General features: G+C 70.0%; 20 protein-coding genes. 19 read left to right on the forward strand and 1 reads right to left on the reverse strand.

Annotated elements, in window-relative coordinates:
* Positions 1 to 6 precede the first annotated feature (6 nt).
* The 7 genes from folP to ACEXHE_RS10435 are packed head-to-tail and all read left to right on the forward strand — an operon-like array spanning position 7 to position 5621.
* Positions 7 to 936 carry a dihydropteroate synthase gene (gene folP, locus ACEXHE_RS10405; protein ID WP_374785747.1) on the forward strand — a complete coding sequence of 310 codons (930 nt, stop codon included), beginning with the start codon at positions 7 to 9 and terminating at the stop codon, positions 934 to 936.
* A gap of 2 nt (positions 937 to 938) precedes the next feature.
* Positions 939 to 1322: a dihydroneopterin aldolase gene (gene folB / locus ACEXHE_RS10410; RefSeq protein WP_091698773.1), complete on the forward strand. Its 384-nt coding sequence runs from the start codon at positions 939 to 941 to the stop codon at positions 1320 to 1322.
* Positions 1319 to 1849 carry a 2-amino-4-hydroxy-6-hydroxymethyldihydropteridine diphosphokinase gene (gene folK / locus ACEXHE_RS10415; protein ID WP_374785748.1) on the forward strand — a complete coding sequence of 177 codons (531 nt, stop codon included), beginning with the start codon at positions 1319 to 1321 and terminating at the stop codon, positions 1847 to 1849. Before folB ends, folK begins: the two co-directional genes overlap by 4 nt.
* Positions 1846 to 2418: a DUF3180 domain-containing protein gene (locus tag ACEXHE_RS10420; RefSeq protein ID WP_091698769.1), complete on the forward strand. Its 573-nt coding sequence runs from the start codon at positions 1846 to 1848 to the stop codon at positions 2416 to 2418. The genes folK and ACEXHE_RS10420 overlap by 4 nt, the downstream gene beginning before the upstream one ends.
* A complete protein-coding gene (locus ACEXHE_RS10425) occupies positions 2378 to 2932 on the forward strand; it encodes a PH domain-containing protein (protein WP_374785749.1) in 555 nt (184 codons plus the stop codon). The genes ACEXHE_RS10420 and ACEXHE_RS10425 overlap by 41 nt, the downstream gene beginning before the upstream one ends.
* A 32-nt stretch (positions 2933 to 2964) precedes the next feature.
* The gene (locus ACEXHE_RS10430) at positions 2965 to 4716 is read left to right on the forward strand and encodes a PH domain-containing protein (protein WP_374785750.1); all 1752 of its coding nucleotides are present in this window, start codon (positions 2965 to 2967) and stop codon (positions 4714 to 4716) included.
* The gene (locus tag ACEXHE_RS10435; protein WP_374785751.1) at positions 4713 to 5621 is read left to right on the forward strand and encodes a Rossmann-like and DUF2520 domain-containing protein; all 909 of its coding nucleotides are present in this window, start codon (positions 4713 to 4715) and stop codon (positions 5619 to 5621) included. The genes ACEXHE_RS10430 and ACEXHE_RS10435 overlap by 4 nt, the downstream gene beginning before the upstream one ends.
* An 11-nt stretch (positions 5622 to 5632) precedes the next feature.
* Here ACEXHE_RS10435 and ACEXHE_RS10440 read toward each other — a convergent pair whose 3' ends face one another.
* A complete protein-coding gene (locus tag ACEXHE_RS10440; protein ID WP_374785752.1) occupies positions 5633 to 6136 on the reverse strand; it encodes a low molecular weight protein-tyrosine-phosphatase in 504 nt (167 codons plus the stop codon).
* 194 nt (positions 6137 to 6330) lie between these two features.
* Here ACEXHE_RS10440 and ACEXHE_RS10445 point away from each other — a divergent pair, with 194 nt between their 5' ends.
* The 12 genes from ACEXHE_RS10445 (at position 6331) to ACEXHE_RS10500 (ending at position 18490) form a co-directional block, all read left to right on the forward strand.
* Positions 6331 to 7128, forward strand: a complete 798-nt coding sequence (locus ACEXHE_RS10445) for a hypothetical protein (RefSeq protein ID WP_374785753.1) — start codon at positions 6331 to 6333, stop codon at positions 7126 to 7128.
* Between the two features lie 134 nt (positions 7129 to 7262).
* Positions 7263 to 7622, forward strand: coding sequence for a phage holin family protein (locus tag ACEXHE_RS10450; protein WP_336705160.1), 360 nt, complete (start codon positions 7263 to 7265; stop codon positions 7620 to 7622).
* Positions 7619 to 8284: a DUF3618 domain-containing protein gene (locus ACEXHE_RS10455; RefSeq protein ID WP_374785754.1), complete on the forward strand. Its 666-nt coding sequence runs from the start codon at positions 7619 to 7621 to the stop codon at positions 8282 to 8284. Before ACEXHE_RS10450 ends, ACEXHE_RS10455 begins: the two co-directional genes overlap by 4 nt.
* Positions 8285 to 8573: 289 nt before the next feature.
* Positions 8574 to 9593 carry a pantoate--beta-alanine ligase gene (panC, locus tag ACEXHE_RS10460; protein ID WP_374785755.1) on the forward strand — a complete coding sequence of 340 codons (1020 nt, stop codon included), beginning with the start codon at positions 8574 to 8576 and terminating at the stop codon, positions 9591 to 9593.
* Between the two features lie 115 nt (positions 9594 to 9708).
* A complete protein-coding gene (locus tag ACEXHE_RS10465; protein ID WP_091698750.1) occupies positions 9709 to 10185 on the forward strand; it encodes an SRPBCC family protein in 477 nt (158 codons plus the stop codon).
* A 158-nt stretch (positions 10186 to 10343) separates the two neighbouring features.
* Complete coding sequence (locus ACEXHE_RS10470; RefSeq protein ID WP_374785756.1) at positions 10344 to 12365, forward strand: M13 family metallopeptidase; 2022 nt, start codon at positions 10344 to 10346, stop codon at positions 12363 to 12365.
* A gap of 86 nt (positions 12366 to 12451) precedes the next feature.
* Positions 12452 to 13996 carry a lysine--tRNA ligase gene (gene lysS / locus ACEXHE_RS10475; protein WP_374785757.1) on the forward strand — a complete coding sequence of 515 codons (1545 nt, stop codon included), beginning with the start codon at positions 12452 to 12454 and terminating at the stop codon, positions 13994 to 13996.
* A 4-nt stretch (positions 13997 to 14000) separates the two neighbouring features.
* Positions 14001 to 14201: a hypothetical protein gene (locus ACEXHE_RS10480; RefSeq protein ID WP_091698743.1), complete on the forward strand. Its 201-nt coding sequence runs from the start codon at positions 14001 to 14003 to the stop codon at positions 14199 to 14201.
* Between the two features lie 224 nt (positions 14202 to 14425).
* Entirely contained in the window at positions 14426 to 14725 is a 300-nt protein-coding gene (locus ACEXHE_RS10485) for an Lsr2 family protein (RefSeq protein WP_091698741.1), read from the forward strand.
* Between the two features lie 158 nt (positions 14726 to 14883).
* Entirely contained in the window at positions 14884 to 17451 is a 2568-nt protein-coding gene (locus ACEXHE_RS10490) for an ATP-dependent Clp protease ATP-binding subunit (RefSeq protein WP_374785758.1), read from the forward strand.
* 173 nt (positions 17452 to 17624) lie between these two features.
* The gene (locus tag ACEXHE_RS10495) at positions 17625 to 17816 is read left to right on the forward strand and encodes a hypothetical protein (RefSeq protein ID WP_091698737.1); all 192 of its coding nucleotides are present in this window, start codon (positions 17625 to 17627) and stop codon (positions 17814 to 17816) included.
* Positions 17817 to 17959: 143 nt separating this feature from the next.
* Positions 17960 to 18490 (forward strand): amino-acid N-acetyltransferase, encoded by a 531-nt coding sequence (locus ACEXHE_RS10500; RefSeq protein WP_091698735.1) that lies wholly within the window; start codon positions 17960 to 17962, stop codon positions 18488 to 18490.

An 18490-nucleotide genomic window follows, 5' to 3' on the forward strand; every position in this document is an offset into this window, starting at 1 on the left:
GACCTCATGGACTCGATGGCAGCAGGACCGGGCACCGGCCCGGCCACCGGAGCGATGACCGTGGTGCGCAAGGTCAGGCGCCGCACCCTGGCCGACCTCCCCACCGACCGCACCCTGGTGATGGGCATCCTCAACGTCACCGAGGACTCCTTCTCCGACGGCGGGGCGTACCTGGACCAGGAGGCCGCCATCCAGCACGGCCTGGCCCTGCACCACGCCGGAGCGGATCTCATCGACGTGGGCGGTGAGTCCACCCGTCCCGGGTCTGAGCCGATCGCCTCCGCCACCGAGCAGGCTCGAGTGCTGCCCGTGGTCGAGGCCCTGGTCACGGCGGGCGCCGTGGTCTCCCTGGACACCCGTCACACGGACACCGCCGAGGCCGCCCTGAAGCTCGGCGAGGTGATCATCAACGACGTCTCCGGGTTGCAGCACGAGGAGGCCATGCCAGAGCTGATCGCCCGCACCGGGGCGCACTACATCCTGATGCACAACCGGGGCGACTCCCGCACCATGGACTCCCTGACCGACTACGACGACGTGGTGCAGGACGTGATCGCGGAGCTCACCGAGGTCCGAGACCGGTTCCTGGCCGCTGGGGTGAAGCCCGAGCAGATCATCCTCGACCCGGGACTGGGCTTCGCCAAGACCGGCGAGCAGAACTGGGAGCTGCTGCGCGGGCTCGAACAGATCCAGCAGCTGGGCCACCCGGTGCTGGTCGGGGCCTCCCGCAAGCGGTTCCTGGGCACGCTGCTCACTCAGCGTCCCGGTGGCGCTCGGCAGGAGCCGGCCCCGGCCGAGCGGGACCACGCCACGGCCGCCGTCACGGCCCTGAGCGCCGCGCACGGTGCCTGGGCGGTGCGCGTGCACGATGTCCCCGCCTCGACCGACGCGGTGCTCGCCGCAGCCGCCTGGACCGGCCAGGCGGAGCAGGGCTGAGCATGACCGGGACCGAGGCCGCACCGGACACCATCGCCCTGCGCGGACTGCGTGCGCGCGGATTCCACGGTGTCTTCGAGCATGAGCGCCGGGAGGGACAGGACTTCATCACCGATGTCCTGCTCCACCTTGACGCCGGCCCGGCCGCGTCGCAGGACGACCTCGCCTCCACCGCGAACTACGCGGAGGTGGCCGCCACCGTGGAACGGATCGTCACCGGTGATCCCGTCGACCTGATCGAGACCGTCGCCCTGCGGATCGCCACCGCCGTCCTCCAGGAGCAGCCCGTGGCGGCCTCGGTGGAGGTCACCGTGCACAAGCCCCAGGCGCCGATCCCCGCCGACTTCGCCGACGTCTCGGTGACGGTCCGCCGGAGCCGGACTTGAGCGGCACCGCCGACGCGCTGGGCCAAGCGCCTGATCAGCCAGTCCACGCCGTGCTCGCCCTGGGTGCGAACCTCGGAGATCCCGCCGCCACGCTCAGTCAGGCCGTCCAGGACCTGGCGGACACTCCCGGGATCACGCTGACCGGAACCTCACTGCGTGCGGTGACGGCCGCCGTCGGGGGGCCTGCCGGTCAGCCGGACTACCTGAACCAGGTGCTCACCGTGTCCACCACCCTCTCACCTCGCGCCCTGCTGGCCGCCTGCCAGGCGGTGGAGCAGGCCCACCACCGGACCCGGGACGTGCGGTGGGGGCCGCGGACCCTGGACGTGGACGTGATCGCCTACGGGCAGCTGCGCAGCGAGCACCCGGAGCTGACCCTGCCTCATCCCCGCGCCCGTGAACGGGCGTTCGTGCTCGCGCCCTGGTCCTGGCTGGACCCCGAGGCCATGCTGGAGGGAGCACGTGTGGCCGAGCTGGCTGACCAGGCGGCGGACGCGGGCACCGTGCGCCGGGAGGAGAGCCGATGAACACCATTCGCCCCCTGTGGCTGCTGATCATCCTGGGCGCGGCCGGAGTGCTGGGCTGGTGCGCCACCCTGATCACCGCCGGTGCCGGACTGAGCGCCCCCGTGCTGGGCCTGCCCTCGGTCATCACCCTGGCCGCGGTGGGGCTGATCGTGCTGGTGCTGGGCCTGCGGGTCCGCCGTGACCAGGATCGCCCGGCGGGGGCACGGATGGACCCGCTGGCGGCCGCACGCACTTTGGTCCTGGCTCAGGCCGGGGCCTACGCTGGATCACTGATCGCCGGGTGGCACGCCGGAGTGCTGGTGCATCTGCTGGGCGCCACCGGGCCGGGCAGCCGCACCACGAACGACGCCTGGGTCATGGTGATCGCCGGACTCGTGCTGGTCATCCTGGGATACGTGGTGGAGCAGTTCTGCCGCATCCCCCCGGAGGACGGGACCGGGGGAGGCAACGGTGTGAACGGGACGCCGCGCCAGGGCATGCCGCGCACCGACCAGGGGCCGGCCTACGGACGGGAAGGGGACCACGGACATGAGCACTATGGACCGCACACCAGACGCACGCGAAGCTGATGCGGCAGGGCAGGGGATCGAGCTGCACGGGGTGCAGTGGACTCCGGTCTCCCCGAAGCTGATTCCCGCACGCTTCATCAGCGCCATCATCAACACGGTCATCTGGACCGCCCTGTTCTCCGTGCCGCTCGTGCTGCACCTGCTCGGTCCCTGGTCGGGGTACCCCGCCTGGCTGGCGTGGGGCGTTCCGGCCGTGGTGCTGGCGATGTTTCTGGTCAACCTGGCCCTGATCCCGCGCCGCGTCCGTGCCCTGGGCTACGCCGAGCGTGAGGACGACCTCCTGCTGCGCTCCGGGCTCTGGTTCCGCCGCGTGATGGCCGTGCCGTACGGCCGTCTGCAGTACCTGGATGTCAAGGACGGGCCGGTCCAGCGCCGTTTCGGCATCCGCACCCTGGAGTTCCAGACCGCCTCTGCCGCCACCGACGCCACCCTGCCCGGCATCCCCGCCGCGGAGGCCGACCGCCTCCGGGAGGAGCTGGTGGCCCGCGGCCAGACCCGTCTGGCCGGACTGTGAGCGCCCCGCACCCCGCCCCGGGACCAGGGCCGATGCAGAGCACCCACGGGACGCATGGCGTCCAGACCGCCCAGACCGCCGACGGCGCATGGCACCGGGTCCATCCCATCAGTCCCCTGGTGCGCGGCTGGTTGGTGCTGGCCGGTCTGCTCTTCTTCTTCATCCAGTCCGCCGGTGAAGACGTCGTGCAGGTGCTGTTCGAGGGTGGACAGTTCCGCGCCGCCCGGGGTCTGGGCATCTCCCTGGCGATCTTCGGCGGCATCTTCGTGCTCGCTCTCATCGCCTTCTTCCTCTCTTGGCGGTTCACCCGCTACCGCCTCACCCCGGAGACCGTCCAGCTGCACACCGGCATCATCTTCCGCCAGCGCCGCGAGGTCCGGCTGGACCGCGTGCAGGCGGTGGACCTGCGCCAACCACTGCTCGCGAGGATCGTGGGCCTGGCGGAGCTGAAGCTCGAGGCGGCCGACGGCGGCTCCTCGGCCATGGCACTGGAGTTCATCAAGCGCGACGAGGCCGAGGCCCTGCGCCGGGAGATCATGGGCCGCGCCTCCGGCATCCAGTCCGGAGTGGACCCTGACGTGGCCGCAGATCCCCAGGCCCGCGCCGTCGCGGGCCCGTCAGATCCTGCGGATCCTTCCGGACACCCCCATCCCGACGACGGCCGGGACCTGGCGCTGGAAGGCGCCGGGGCCGTCGTCGGGCAGGTGGGCAAGGGCCGCTCCGGCCTGCCCGAGGCGCCGGAGCAGGTGATGCTCAAGGTCCCTGCCGGACGGCTGATCGGCTCGGTGCTGCTGGGCACCGGCATGACCACGCTGGTGGTCGCGGTGCTCCCCCTGGGCGTGGTGCTGGGCGTGATCTGGTGGTTCAACGGTCAGGAGCTGCCCCCGGAGGCCACGCGCGGCGTGCTGCTGGGCTCGATCCCGGTCGCGATCTCCTCGGTGGGTGCCGTGTGGTCGCAGTTCAACTCCGGGTACAACTTCACCGTGGCCACCGCGTCGGACGGGCTGCGCCTGCGCTACGGGCTGTTGGAGACCAGTCAGCAGACCGTGCCGCCGGGGCGGGTCCAGGCGATCAAGGTGCACCAGCCGCTGCTGTGGCGTCCGTTCGGCTGGCACCGGATGGTGGTGAACGTGGCCGGGTACGGCAGCCTGTCCGAGGCCGCGGACGCCAAGAAGTCACTGGTGCTGCCGGTGGGTCCGTTCGAGGACGTCCTGCGCGTGCTGAGCGTCGTGGCCCCGGATCCCGGCGTGCGGGAGGGCGAGGAGGCGGCGCAGATCATCCGCACGGGCGTGGTGGGCTCCGGCGAGGACCAGGGCTACCGTCATTCCCCGCGCAGCGCCCGCTGGGTGGATCCGCTGACCTGGCGGCGCAACGCCGTGCGCAGCACGCAGACCATGATGCTGATCCGCGGGGGCAGGCTGACCCGCCGGCTGACGCTGATGCCGCACGAGCGTGTGCAGTCGCTGTCCGTGGAGCAGGGGCCCTTGGAGCGTCGGCTCGGTCTGGCCGACCTCAACCTGCACTCCACCATGGGTCCGGTCACGCCCGGCCTGCGGCACGCGGATGTCTCGGTGGCGCTGGAGCTGTTCGAGCAGGAGTCGGCCATTGCCGCGGTCTCGCGCCGGTTGAGCGACCGCAACCAGTGGATGCGCCCGGAGGAGCGGGCCCGGTTCGAACGGCGCACCGTGGAGGCCGTGGAGAAGGTCGAGGAGCTCTCCGACGAACGCCCGTCCGCCGTGGCTGTGGATGCAGCCCCGTCCCCACCTCAGGAGCCCGCCCGATGACCTCCACCCCGGACCAGCGCCCTGGCCGTCTCGGCGTCGGCGTGATCGGCGCAGGCAAGGTCGGTGCCGTGCTGGGCGCCGCCCTGCGCAACGCCGGCCACGTGGTGACGGGTGTCCACGCCGTCTCGGAGGCCTCCCGCACCCGCGCCGAGGCCCTGCTGCCGGACGTGCCGATCCTGGAGATCCCCGAGATCCTGCGCCGCTCCGAACTGGTGCTGCTGGCCGTCCCGGACGACGTCCTGCCCGATCTCGTCTCCGGTCTGGCCACCGCCGGTCACCTGCAGGCCGGGCATCTGCTGGTGCACACCTCCGGCCGCTACGGCACCTCCGTGCTGGATCCTGCGCGCGCCTCCGGGGCCATCCCGTTGGCCATCCACCCCGCCATGACGTTCACCGGACTGAGTCTGGATCTGGCCCGGCTCAAGGACTGCATGTTCGGGGTGAGCGCGGACGGGATCGTGCTGCCGGTGGCACAGGCGCTGGTGGTGGAGATGGGCGGGGAGCCGGTGGTCATCGCCGAGGCCGACCGCGGGACCTATCACGCCGCCCTGGCGCACGCCTCGAACCACCTGGTCACCCTGACAGCGCAGTCCCGCCAGCTGCTGGAGTCGATCGGCGTGGAACAGCCCGACCGCATGCTCTCCCCGCTGATGCACGCCGCCCTGGAGAACTCACTGGTCAACGGCGATTCGGCCCTGACCGGACCGGTGGCTCGGGGTGATGTGGGCACGGTGCGTCGTCACCTGGACGTGCTCTCCGAACTGGTGCAGGACGGCCTTCCCGACGACGTCCGCCTCGCCTACCAGCAGATGGCGCGGGTCACCGCGCTCCGTGCCGGCCGGCGCGGGGCGCTGAAGGACTCGGTGGTCCAGGAGCTGCTGCAGGTCCTCGGCGGGGAGGCCTGAGCGTTCCTCGCTCAGGCGCCGTGGCGCTGGACGGTCTCCTCCAGGGAGCCGTCCTGCAGGGCGGCCACCAGGCCGTCCACGGCCTCCTCGATCTGGTCGTACATGGAGACATAGGCCTCCCGCGGGTGGCCGTAGGGGTCCGGCACCGCGCGGGCTCCGGACTCGGCCGCGTCCGAGGCGAAGGCGCCCAGCGACACCACCTTGGCCCGATCCCTGGCCGTCCGGGCCAGCGCCCGCACGTCCTCGCCGTTGGACTCGTCCATCACCAGGATCAGGTCCGCGGTGTCGAAGTCCTCGGCGCTGAACTGCGCGGCCACCGTGGTGAACGCGTAGCCGCGGGACTCCCCCTCGGCCTGGCTGAGCTCATGCGGGGGCCCACCCAGGTGGTAGTCGGAGGTGCCGGCCGAGCTCACCGTGACGTCCTCCAGCCCGGCCTGCTCGAGGCGGTGCAGCAGCACCGCCTCCGCGGCAGGCGATCGGCAGATGTTCCCCAGGCAGACGGTCATGATGTGCATGCCCCCAGTCTGGCCCATCGGGCCCGGTCGAGGGCTCCCATACCTCAGGCTCCCCCCGGCTTGCATAGGGGGGTTCACTGTCTGCGTACAGCCGCTCGGCCCCTGGTGAGGAGCCGGTGCCGGGCCTAACGTCAGAACGGAGGCCGCCTGCTCCTGTCCGTGGGGCTCGGCGGCCGGGATCGGAAGGACACCCCATGACAACGAACCCGGATCAGTCGGCGAACGTGCCCGGCACGGTCAGCAAGAAGGACGCGGCCCAGGATGCGGCGCGTCAGGAGGCCGGTCAGCTCGGCCACGAGGCCAAGGACGCCGCGCGTGACGTGGCGGGAACCGTCCGCGAGGAGGCCGGCCACGTCAAGGACGAGGCCGTCCAGCAGGTCAAGTCCCTGGCCGGATCCGCCAAGGACGAGGTCGGGTTCCAGCTCTCCGCCCAGCAGGAGCGCCTGGCCGGCCAGTCCCGCACCGTCTCGGATGACCTCGAGCGCATCTCCCGCGGCGAGAAGCCCGAGTCCGACCTGGTCAACCAGGCCGTCTCGATGATCTCCCAGCGGGCACGGACCCTGACCGAGCAGCTGGAGACCAAGGAGCCCCAGGACCTGCTGGAGGACGTGCGCCGCTTCGCCGCGCGCCGGCCCGGCACGTTCCTGGCGATCGCCGCCGGCGTCGGACTGCTGGCCGGTCGACTGACCCGCGGGCTGAAGGACGCCCAGGACGACTCCCAGACCTCCGGTGAACTGGTGCCGCGCCGCACCTACGGCTCCCCGGCTCCGGTGCCCGCTGCCGCCCCGCCGGCCTACGCTCCCCAGGACACCCTGGACTCCCAGCCCGGCATCCAGACCGGTGCTCCGGCCGTGGACGGCACCCCCGGTCTTCCGCCCACTCCCGGCGCCCCCGGCACTCCCGGCACGCCGGGAACCCCGGACACCCCGCGTGTCCCGGGCACCCAGTACCCGGACACTCCGGGAACCCAGAACACGGGAGGCCGCTCGTGACCACCGACCCCCGTCACTTCGGACCGCCGGTCGGCGGCGTGGGCGCACCGGGGGAGCAGGCCAGCGGCGTGGGGTCCACCGAGGCCCCCCTGCCCGAGGCCGAGCACCGGGCGCGCACCGAGTCCCTCGGTGAGATGTTCACCAGCTTCGCCGACCACCTGACCACGCTGATGCGCCAGGAGATCACCCTGGCCAAGGCCGAGGCCACCGCCGAGGCCAAGAAGGCCGGCACCGGCGCAGGCATGCTCGCCGGAGCCGCTGTGGCCGGGTTCCTGCTGCTGCTGTTCCTGTCCATGGCGCTGATGTGGGCCCTGGGCTCGCTCATGCACCTGGGCTGGGCCGCGCTGATCGTGGCCGTGCTCTGGGGCATCGCCGCAGCCGTGCTGGCCCAGATGGGCAAGAAGCACTTCGACCGCATGAAGGGTCTGCCGCAGACCCAGGAGACCGTTCAGGAGATCCCTGCGACCCTGAACCCCAGCAAGGAGACCCCATGAGCAACAACCCCGATGAGATTCGCGCCGACATCGAGCGCACCCGCCAGGAGCTGGGCCGTGACGTGGACGCCCTGGCGGAGAAGGTCAATCCCACCAAGGCCGCCCATCGTCAGGGCGATCGCGTCCGCGAGGGCGTGCGCAACCTCAAGGAGTCGGTGATGGGAACCCCGGACCCGTACGCACACCAGGCCCCCACGCTGGGCGCCAAGGCGGAGAACGCCGCCTACGACGTCCAGCACGCCGCCGAGGGCGTGGCCCACGATGTGCGCGACCGCGCGGAGGACGCCGTCCACGCCGTGCAGAACGCCCCGGCCACGGTGCGCCGCAGCACGCGCGGCAACCCGCTGGCCGCCGGGCTGATCGCCCTGGGCGCCGGCTGGCTGGTCGGCTCCCTGATCCCGGCCTCCCAGAAGGAGCAGGACGCTGCGGAGCGGCTCAAGGACCAGGCCGGCCCGGTGGTGGACGAGGCCAAGTCCGCGGCCCAGGAGATGGGCCAGAGCCTGAAGTCCGAGGCCCAGGAGGCCGTGGAGTCCGTCAAGGAGACCGCCGCCGAGGGCGCCGAGCACGTCAAGGGCGAGGGCCAGCAGAAGGCCGGCGAGCTCAAGGACGACTCCACCCGTGCCGCCCAGCACGTCAAGGGAGCCGCCCAGGACGGGAAGTGACCGCCTGAGCTCCAGACCGAGGCCCCCTCCGGACCCGTCCGGAGGGGGCCCCGTTGCGCCTGCCCCCTGGGCGCCCCAGGAGGCGTCGCGGAGGATTCATTCCGACGTCGGCCACTCGCCTTACCGGCGTCGTCCGGCGGCCACGGTGGGAGAGGTTCACTGGTCCCCGTAGACCGGCGCCCCCACCGTCCCACCGCTACACCGACTTCCGGACCGGGGCCGACCCGAACCCCCACGGCGACCTGGAGGGCATGGTCCTCACCTTCCTGCGGGGACCTAGACTCGAGCCGTGACTCCGCTCGACCGCGTCCCCGACCGCACCCCCGTCCCCACCGGCACCGGCCTGACCCTCGAGGACACGGCACGCCCGCTGGCCGCGGGGCAGACCCGGCCGCAGATCACGACGACGAAGGCCGAGTTCCGCGCGGCCCTCGCCGAGCGCGTGGGGCAGGCGGTGCAGGACGGGGTGGAGGCGCCCACCGTCGGTCTGGTGCCCACCATGGGCGCCCTGCACGGCGGTCATGCCGCCCTCGCCCGTCAGGCGCGGGCGGAGAACGACATCGTGGTGGCCAGCGTCTTCGTCAACCCGCTGCAGTTCGGGGACCCCTCCGACCTGGAGCACTACCCCCGCACCCTCGAGGCGGACGCGGACCTGCTCGGCGCCGAGGGCTGTGACCTGGTGTTCGCCCCCTCGGTGGAGGAGATGTACCCCGGATACCCGGACGGGCCGATCATCCGGGTCTGCTCCGGCCGGATGGGCGCCGTGCTCGAGGGCGCCTCCCGGCCCGGGCACTTCGACGGCGTCTGCACCGTGGTGGTCAAGCTCTGGAACCTCGCGCTGCCCGTGGAGGCCGCGGCCCCGACCCGGCTGCGCAGCTACTTCGGCCAGAAGGACGCCCAGCAGCTGGCCATCCTGCGCCGCACCGCCCAGGACCTGGACCTGCCGGTGGAGATCCGCCCGGTGGCCCTGGTGCGCTCCCCGGAGGGGCTGGCCCTGTCCAGCCGCAACACTCGCCTGGACTCGGCCGGGCTGGACGCCGCCCTGGTGCTCTCTCGGGCCCTGCAGTCCCTGCGGGACGCTGCCGAGGCCGGGCGCCCCCTGGACGTGAAGGCCGCCCGCCGGATCATCGAGGCCGAGCCGCTCGCCAGCCTGGACTACCTGGAGGTCGTGGACCACGACACCCTGGAGCCGCTCACCGCAGACCAGCTGACCGCGCCCCTGCAGCGTGAGGCGCTGGCCCTGGTCGCGGCCACCGTGCAGCCCGTGCGGCTGATCGACAACATGATCCTGCCTGCGGCCGCCGCCTGAACCACACCCTGTCTCCTGCCCGAGCCCAGCGCGTCCGTTCGCTGGTGGCACAAGAGGCGACCGTCCGTCGTCGTGCCCTTGAAAACGTGTCCGGGCCAGCCGCTAGGTTGGGACCATGGCTACCAATGAGACCGCCCATGGCGAGAAGAAGCAGAGCGTGACCCGCACCATCGAGGCCCCGGCCAAGGACATTTTCGACGTCCTGACCCTCCCGGCCCGTCACCACGAGTTCGACGGCTCGGAGATGGTCCGGTCGGACGAGAAGTCCCAGCGGATCCAGCAGGTCGGCGATGTGTTCACCATGAACATGCACGCCGAGGCTATGGGTGGGGATTACCAGACAGACAACCATGTAGTGGCGTACGACGAGAACAAGTTGGTCGGCTGGAAGCCCGCCCCGGCCGGCGAGGTGCCCGGCGGCTGGCAGTGGGTCTACACCCTGCAGGCCGTAGATCAGGACACCACCGAGGTCACCCTCACCTATGACTGGGAGCAGGTCACCGACCAGAAGCTGCTGGACAAGAACCTGTTCCCCATGGTCAGCGAGTCCCAGATGGAGGACTCCCTGGCCCGTCTGTCCTCGGTGGTCTGATCCTCCGCCTGCCCTGAGGATCGCTAGGATCGTCAGACACTGCAGCGTCCGGTGGCCATGGCTGCCGGACGCTGGTCTGCATCGACGGCCGGCCCAGCGCCAGCGCCGCCGGATGCCCCTGCATCGCCCGCACCCCTGAGACCGCACCAGGAGCACTCGTGACCGAGACCGTGAACGCCCAGCCCACCGCCCGCGAGGACCTCTTCCGTCACGTGAACGGTGCGTGGCTGGACTCCGTGAGCATCCCCGCTGACCAGGGTGCCTACGGGTCCTTCCAAGAGCTGCGGGACGCCTCTGAGCTGGCCGTGCGGCGGCTGTGCGAGAGCGCCGCCACCGGGGTTGACACCTCCTCCGGCCCGTTCACCGCCGGGCATGACGAGGACGGTGCTCGCCGCCGGATCGGCGCGCTCTACGCCTCGTTCATGGACGAGGAGCGGGTCGAGGGACGTGGCCTGGAGCCGATCCTGGCGGACCTGGCGGAGATCGAGACCGTCACGGACCTGCCCGGCTTCCTGGAGCTGAGCGGGCGGTTCCAGCGTCAGGGCATCAGCGGGCTGGTGCAGACCGGTGCGCTGAACGACGCCGGCAATCCCGAGCGGATGCTGCTGCACCTGCTGCAGGACGGACTGGGACTGCCGGACGAGTCCTACTACCGCGAGGAGAAGTTCGCCGAGATCCTGGCCGCCTACCGGGTGCACGTGGCGCGGCTGTTCACCCTGGCCGGGATCGGCGGGGACTCCGGGGAGACCCAGGCGGACGCGGACCGCGTGGTGGAGCTGGAGACCCGGATCGCCGCCCACCACTGGGACGTGGTGAAGGTCCGGGACGCCGTGGCCCGCTACAACCTGATGGACCGGTCTGGCCTGATCGAGCTGTTCCCGCTGGCCGAGCACTGGCTGCGCGGCGTGGGCGTGGACGGGGACCGCAGCGCCGAGGTGGTCGTCTGGCAGCCGGACTTCCTGACCGGACTGCAGCAGGTGCTGGAGGACACCGACCTGGCCGACCTCAAACTCTGGCTGGACCTGCAGCTGCTGCGCTCGCGTGCACCGTACCTGGCCGCAGCGTTCCAGGAGGAGCACTTCGACTTCTACGGTCGCCGTCTGGCCGGCACGGAGGAAGACCGTCCTCGCTGGAAGCGAGCGGTGGCCTTCGCCAACGGTGCCGTGGGTGAGGACATCGCCCGGCTCTACGTGGCCCAGCACTTCCCGGAGACCCACAAGGCCGTGATGGACCGGCTGGTGAACACGTTGATGGAGGCCTACCGCCGCTCCATCTCCACCCTGGAGTGGATGGGGGAGCAGACCCGCCAGAAGGCGCTGGAGAAGCTGTCCATGTTCACCCCCATGGTCGGCTACCCGGTGAAGTGGATCGACTACTCCGCGCTCACCGTGGACCCCTCGGACCTGGTGGCCAACGTCCGCGCGGCCTCCGCCTTCGCCTTCGAGCGGGACCTGGCCAAGATCGAGACCGGCCCGGACCCGGAGGAGTGGCACATGACCCCGCAGACGGTCAACGCCTACTACTCCCCGCTGGAGAACGCCATCGTCTTCCCCGCGGCCATCCTGCAGGCCCCGTTCTTCGACCCCGAGCGCAGCCCGGCTGAGAACTTCGGCGCGATCGGCGCGGTGATCGGCCATGAGATCGGCCACGGCTTCGACGACCAGGGCTCCCACTACGCCGGTGACGGCTCGCTGAAGAACTGGTGGACGGACGAGGACCGGGCCGCCTTCGAGGAGCGCACCGCCCGCCTGGTGGACCAGTACGACTCCCTGCGTCCTGCCGAGGCCCCGGACCACACGGTCAACGGCCGGCTCACCCTGGGGGAGAACATCGGTGACCTGGGCGGTCTGGGCATCGCCTACCAGGCGTTCACCATCTGGCGGGAGGAGAATCCCGACGACGACGCCCCGGAGAGCGCCTCGGATCCCCTGGACCAGGTCTCGCCGGAGGAGCGGGCCGCCGAGCAGGACCGCGCCTTCTTCGCCGCCTGGGCCGAGTGCTGGCGCCAGCTGACCCGCACCGAGACCGCGATCACCCGGATCACCTCGGATCCGCATTCCCCCAACGAATTCCGCTGCAACCAGGTCGTGAAGAACCTGGACGCCTTCCACGAGGCCTACGGCACGCAGCCCGGGGACCCCATGTGGATGGAGCCGGAGGAGCGCGTCACCATCTGGTGAGCCTGGTCGGTCAGCTGGGGACCGGGGCCGGCCCGGGGGCGCCCCCGGGGCTGCCGCCGCCCTGTCCGCCCGTAGACTGGACGACTGTGACGACCCAGAACCAGCCTGCCCAGACCCCCGCCGCCCCCGCCTCTGCCGAGCAGAGTGCCGAGTCCCGCGACCAGCGCCAGGTGCGTCTGGACAAGCGCGCTGAGATCCTGGCCGCTGGTCAGGACCCGTTCCCGGTGGCGGTTCAGCGCACCCACTCTCTGGAGCAGGTGCGCGAACGCTTCCCGGACCTGGAGCCTGGTGCCGAGACCGGTGAGAAGGTCGGGGTCGCCGGCCGCGTGGTGTTCCTGCGCAACACCGGCAAGCTCTGCTTCGCCACGCTGCAGGAGGGAGGCTCGGACGGGTCCGGCCAGCGCCTGCAGGTGATGGTCTCCCTGGCCAACGCTGGCGAGGACTCCCTGGCCCGGTGGAAGCACCTGGTGGACCTGGGCGACCACCTCGTGGTGCAGGGTGAGGTCATCTCCTCGCGCCGCGGAGAGCTCTCGGTGATGGCCGACTCCTGGGAGATGGCCTCCAAGGCGTTGCGTCCGCTGCCGGTGCTGCACGCCGACCTCAATGAGGAGACCCGCGTCCGCCAGCGCTACGCGGATCTGATCGTGCGCCCTGAGGCTCGCCAGATGGTCCACACCCGGGCCGCCATCATCCGCTCCATCCGCCGCACCCTGGAGGACCGCGGCTACGTGGAGGTGGAGACCCCCATCCTGCAGCTGATCCACGGTGGTGCCCAGGCCCGTCCGTTCGGCACCCATCTGAACGCCTTCGATCAGGACATGACCCTGCGCATCGCCACCGAGCTGTACCTCAAGCGCGCCGTGGTGGGCGGGATCGACCGGGTCTTCGAGATCGGCCGGGTCTTCCGCAACGAGGGCGTGGACTCCACGCACTCTCCGGAGTTCACCACCCTGGAGTCCTACGAGGCGTGGGCGGACATGTACGTCATGGCCGAGCGGATGCAGGAGATGATCCTCAACGCCGCTGACGCCATCGGTGCCGGCCGTCAGATCGAGACCCCGCGCGGCACCGTCAACCTGGATGGAGAATGGCGCTGGCTGGCCGTCTACCCGGGGCTGTCCGAGGCCGTGGGCCGGGAGATCACTCCGGACACCCCCGCTGAGGAGCTGCGTGCCCTGGCTGCCGAGCACGAGGTCTCCGTGGACCCCGCCTGGGGTGCCGAGAAATTGGTCATGGAACTCTTCGGGGAGATCGTCGAACCCACCCTGATCGACCCGACCTTCGTCTACAACTACCCGCCGGCGGCCCAGCCGTTGGCCCGCCAGCACCGGTCCGAGCCCGGCGTGATCGAGGCCTGGGACCTGATCATCGGCGGCATGGAGCGCGGGACCGCCTTCTCCGAGCTGATCGACCCGGTCATCCAGCGTGAACGCCTCACCCAGCAGTCCCGGGCGGCCGCGGCCGGTGACGACGAGGCCATGCAGCTGGACGAGGACTTCCTGCGGGCCCTGGAGTACGGGGCACCGCCCATGGGCGGCATCGGCCTGGGCATCGACCGGCTGGTGATGCTGTTCACCGGCGTCGGCATCCGCGAGACCATCCTGTTCCCCCTGCTGAAGCCGGAGGCCTGACCTCGTGGACACCTTCTGGGAGTACTTCTCCGTCCTGGCTCCTTCTGTGGGGCTGGCTCTGATCTTCTGGCTCGTCATGCGCTCGCTGTTCCGCGCTGATGCCGGGGAGCGCAGCGCCAAGGCCGCCGCAGAGGAGCGCGAAGCCCAGGAATGGGCACGACTGCGTGACCAGGGTGAGACACCGGATTCCGAACCCCGTCTCTGAAGGGAATTCACGATCGCTCTCCCCTGAGGGGATTGATCGGTTGCCCGAGGCGGGATTCTCGAGGCGAGTTTCCCTCATTACCTGAATCTGTATACGATGAGGTGGATGGTGAGCCCGATGCCGATAATCGGGGGTTGAAAGTCTCGCTGAACTCATCGAATGGAACGAACGGATTCTTACGGTGAGAGTTCGCCATCCTTCACCCACCAACAGAGTAGGAATCCATGGCGCAGAAAGTGGAAGTGGTTCTCGTCGACGATTTGGACGGCCAGCCGGCCGATGAGACGGTTCAGTTCGCGATTGACGGACGGCATTACGAGATCGACCTGTCAGCCGATCATGCCAAGGAGCTGCGTGGTGTCCTGAAGCCGTACATCAAGAAGGCTCGTGCTGTGGCGCCCCCGGCGCCCTCCACCGAGGCCGCCAAGATCCGCGAATGGGCCCAGAAGAACGGCTACGAGGTCTCCCAGCGAGGTCGCCTGCACCGCGACATCGTCGAGGCCTACCGCAACTCCAAGAAGTGACCGGTGCCCCCGCCGCGGGACATCGACGATGCGCCGGACCGTGACGGTTCCGCGCGTTCGGGCGTCCTCCGGGCGGCTGTTCTCCCAGTGGCGAACAGTCGCCCGGTGGCATGTGTGGGTGCGTAGCATCGGAGGCACAGTCAGCAAGGAGTGTGCCCATGTTTGAGAGATTCACGGACCGTGCCCGGCGGGTGGTGGTGCTCGCGCAGGAAGAAGCGCGGATGCTCAACCACAGCTACATCGGTACCGAGCACATCCTGCTCGGACTCATCCACGAAGGCGAGGGCGTCGCCGCCAAGGCCCTGGAGTCGATGAACATCTCCCTGGGAGCCGTCCGCGAGCTCGTCCAGGAGACCATCGGCCAGGGGCAGCAGACCCCGTCCGGCCATATCCCCTTCACCCCCCGTGCCAAGAAGGTGCTGGAGCTCTCGCTGCGAGAGGCCCTGCAGCTGGGGCACAACTACATCGGCACCGAGCACATCCTGCTCGGACTCATCCGCGAAGGCGAGGGCGTGGCCGCCCAGGTCCTGGAGAAGCTGGACGCTGACCTCAACCGCGTGCGCCAGACCGTCATCCAGCTGCTCTCCGGCTACCAGGGCGGAGCCGGTGGCAAGGAGACTGCCGGAGCCGGCGTCTCCTCCGGCGGACAGTCGGAGGGATCCCCTGCCGGCTCGGTGGTGTTGGACCAGTTCGGCCGCAACCTGACCGCCGCCGCCCGCGAGGGCAAGCTCGATCCGGTGATCGGACGCGAGCACGAGATGGAGCGGGTCATGCAGGTCCTCTCCCGCCGCACCAAGAACAACCCGGTCCTGATCGGTGAGCCCGGCGTCGGCAAGACCGCCGTGGTGGAGGGCCTGGCCCAGTCCATCGTGCGCGGCGATGTCCCGGAGACCCTCAAGGACAAGCAGCTCTACACCCTGGATCTGGGCTCACTGGTGGCCGGCTCCCGGTACCGCGGTGACTTCGAGGAGCGCCTGAAGAAGGTCCTCAAGGAGATCCGCACCCGCGGTGACATCATCCTGTTCATCGACGAGATCCACACCCTCGTGGGCGCAGGTGCCGCGGAGGGCGCCATCGACGCCGCCTCCATCCTCAAGCCCATGCTGGCCCGTGGAGAGCTGCAGACCATCGGCGCCACCACGCTGGACGAGTACCGCAAGCACATCGAGAAGGACGCCGCGCTGGAACGCCGCTTCCAGCCGATCCAGGTCAACGAGCCCTCCGTGGAGGAGGCCACCGAGATCCTGCGCGGGCTGCGTGACCGGTACGAGGCCCACCACCGGGTCTCCATCACGGACGACGCCCTCAAGGCCGCGGCCACCCTGGCCGCACGGTACATCTCGGACCGCTTCCTGCCGGACAAGGCGATCGACCTGATCGATGAGGCCGGTGCCCGTCTGCGCATCAAGCGCATGACCACCCCGCCGGAGATCAAGGCCTACGACTCGCGCATCGCCGACGTGCGTGCCGAGAAGGAGGCCGCGATCGACGGCCAGGACTTCGAGGGGGCCGCGCGCCTGCGCGACCAGGAGCAGAAGCTCCAGGACGAGCGTGCCCAGAAGGAAGAGGAGTGGCGGTCCTCCGTCACTGACGGCATCGCCGAGGTGGACGAGGATCTGATCGCCGAGGTGCTCTCCAAGTCCACCGGCATCCCGGTCTTCAAGCTCACCGAGGAGGAGACCGACCGCCTGCGGAACATGGAGGCCGAGCTGCACCAGCGGGTCATCGGCCAGGACGAGGCGATCAAGTCCCTGTCCCAGGCCATCCGTCGCACCCGCGCCGGCCTGAAGGATCCGAACCGGCCCTCCGGCTCGTTCATCTTCGCCGGCCCCACGGGCGTGGGCAAGACCGAGCTGGCCAAGGCGCTGGCCGAGTTCCTGTTCGGGGACGAGGACGCCCTGATCACCCTGGACATGTCCGAGTTCCAGGAGAAGCACACCGTCTCCCGGCTCTTCGGCGCCCCTCCCGGCTACGTCGGCTACGAGGAGGGTGGACAGCTGACCGAGAAGGTCCGTCGTCGCCCGTTCTCCGTGGTGCTCTTCGACGAGGTCGAGAAGGCGCACGCGGATCTGTTCAACTCGCTGCTGCAGATCCTGGAGGACGGCCGCCTGACCGACTCCCAGGGCCGAGTGGTGGACTTCAAGAACACCGTGATCATCATGACCACCAACCTGGGCACCCGGGACATCTCCAAGGGCGTGATGACCGGCTTCCAGTCCACCTCGGACACCCAGACCGGCTACGAGCGGATGAAGGGCAAGGTCCAGGAGGAACTGCGTCAGCACTTCCGGCCCGAGTTCCTCAACCGCGTGGATGACGTCATCGTCTTCCCGCAGCTGTCCAAGGACGAGATCGTGCAGATCGTGGACCTGTTCATCGCCCGCCTGCAGAAGCGGCTGACCGAGCAGGAACTGGTCATCGAGGTGGACACCGCCGCCAAGGAGCTGCTGGCCGATCGCGGCTACGACCCCGCCATGGGTGCTCGTCCGCTGCGCCGGACCATCCAGCACCTGGTGGAGGACCAGCTCTCCGAGAAGATCCTGTTCGGCGAGATCCTCCCCGGCTCCACCATCCACGTCAGCGTGGAGGGCGAGGGCGAGACCGCCAAGCTCAGCTTCCGCAGCGAGAAGACCGAGGAGGGCGAGCCGGCCGTCGAGGCAGCACCGGCCCGCGAGGCGATCGAATCCTCCCCGTCCGACCCTGCTCAGGAGCAGCACAGCGCCTGACCCTTCGCCCCCGGCGGCTGTCCGCCGGGGGCGAAATCAGTCTCCGTTTTCGTCCGGAGATCTGGCGCACTCCGGTCCCTCCGACCTAGGTTGGGGGGACCGTCGCGGTGACGGTGCGGGGAAGGGTCCGCAGACAGGGCCACGCCCCGTGTTCCCGATCGAAGGAGTTGCCCATGTCATTCGCAGAGAACCTCGGCAACATCAAGGACCAGCACGGAGACCAGATCAACGAGCAGGTCGACAACCTGCAGGAGCAGCACGGCGAGAAGCTGGGCCAGCACCAGGATCAGGTCAACCAGGGGATCGACGGCGCACAGGAGAAGTTCCTGGACAACGCCGGCGAGAACCAGCAGGACCAGAAGTAAGACCGAGTCAGAACCGACCGCACCGCTCAGGCCACACGGCCTGACCTGACATCAGGACCCGTTCCCGGTTTCCGGGGACGGGTCCTGTGCATGCGGGCAGCACTGTGGACTCCGGGTCCGAGCGGCAGACCTAGACTGGAGCCATGACCACCGAGGGACTGACCGTGCGCCCGGCACGCACCAGCGATGTGGCCACCATCCGATCCGTGGTCGCCCCGTTGGCGGAGCAGCGGGTGCTGCTGGACAAGGAGGCCGTGGTCTACTTCGAGTCCATCCAGGAGTTCCAGGTGGTCCAGGCCCCGGACGGCCAGATCGCCGGCTTCGGAGCCCTTCACGTGATGTGGGAGGACCTGGCTGAGGTGCGCACCCTGGCCACCGCCCCGGCGTGGCGTGGACACGGGGTGGGACACCTGCTGCTGGATGCGCTGATCGACCGCGCCGTGCAGCTGGGAGTGGACCGGGTGTTCTGCCTGACCTTCGAGACCGAGTTCTTCGCCCGCCACGGCTTCGAGGTGATGGCTGACCAGTCTGCGGTGGATCCGGAGGTCTACTCTGAGCTGCTGCGCTCCACCGACGAAGGCGTCGCCGAGTTCCTCGACCTGGCCCGCGTCAAGCCGAACACCTTGGGCAACACCCGGATGATCCTGGATCTTCAGTCTCGCGTCCATCCGTGA

The organism is Micrococcus sp. IITD107, assembly GCF_041927415.1.
GTDB classification, from domain to species: Bacteria; Actinomycetota; Actinomycetes; order Actinomycetales; family Micrococcaceae; genus Citricoccus; species Citricoccus terreus.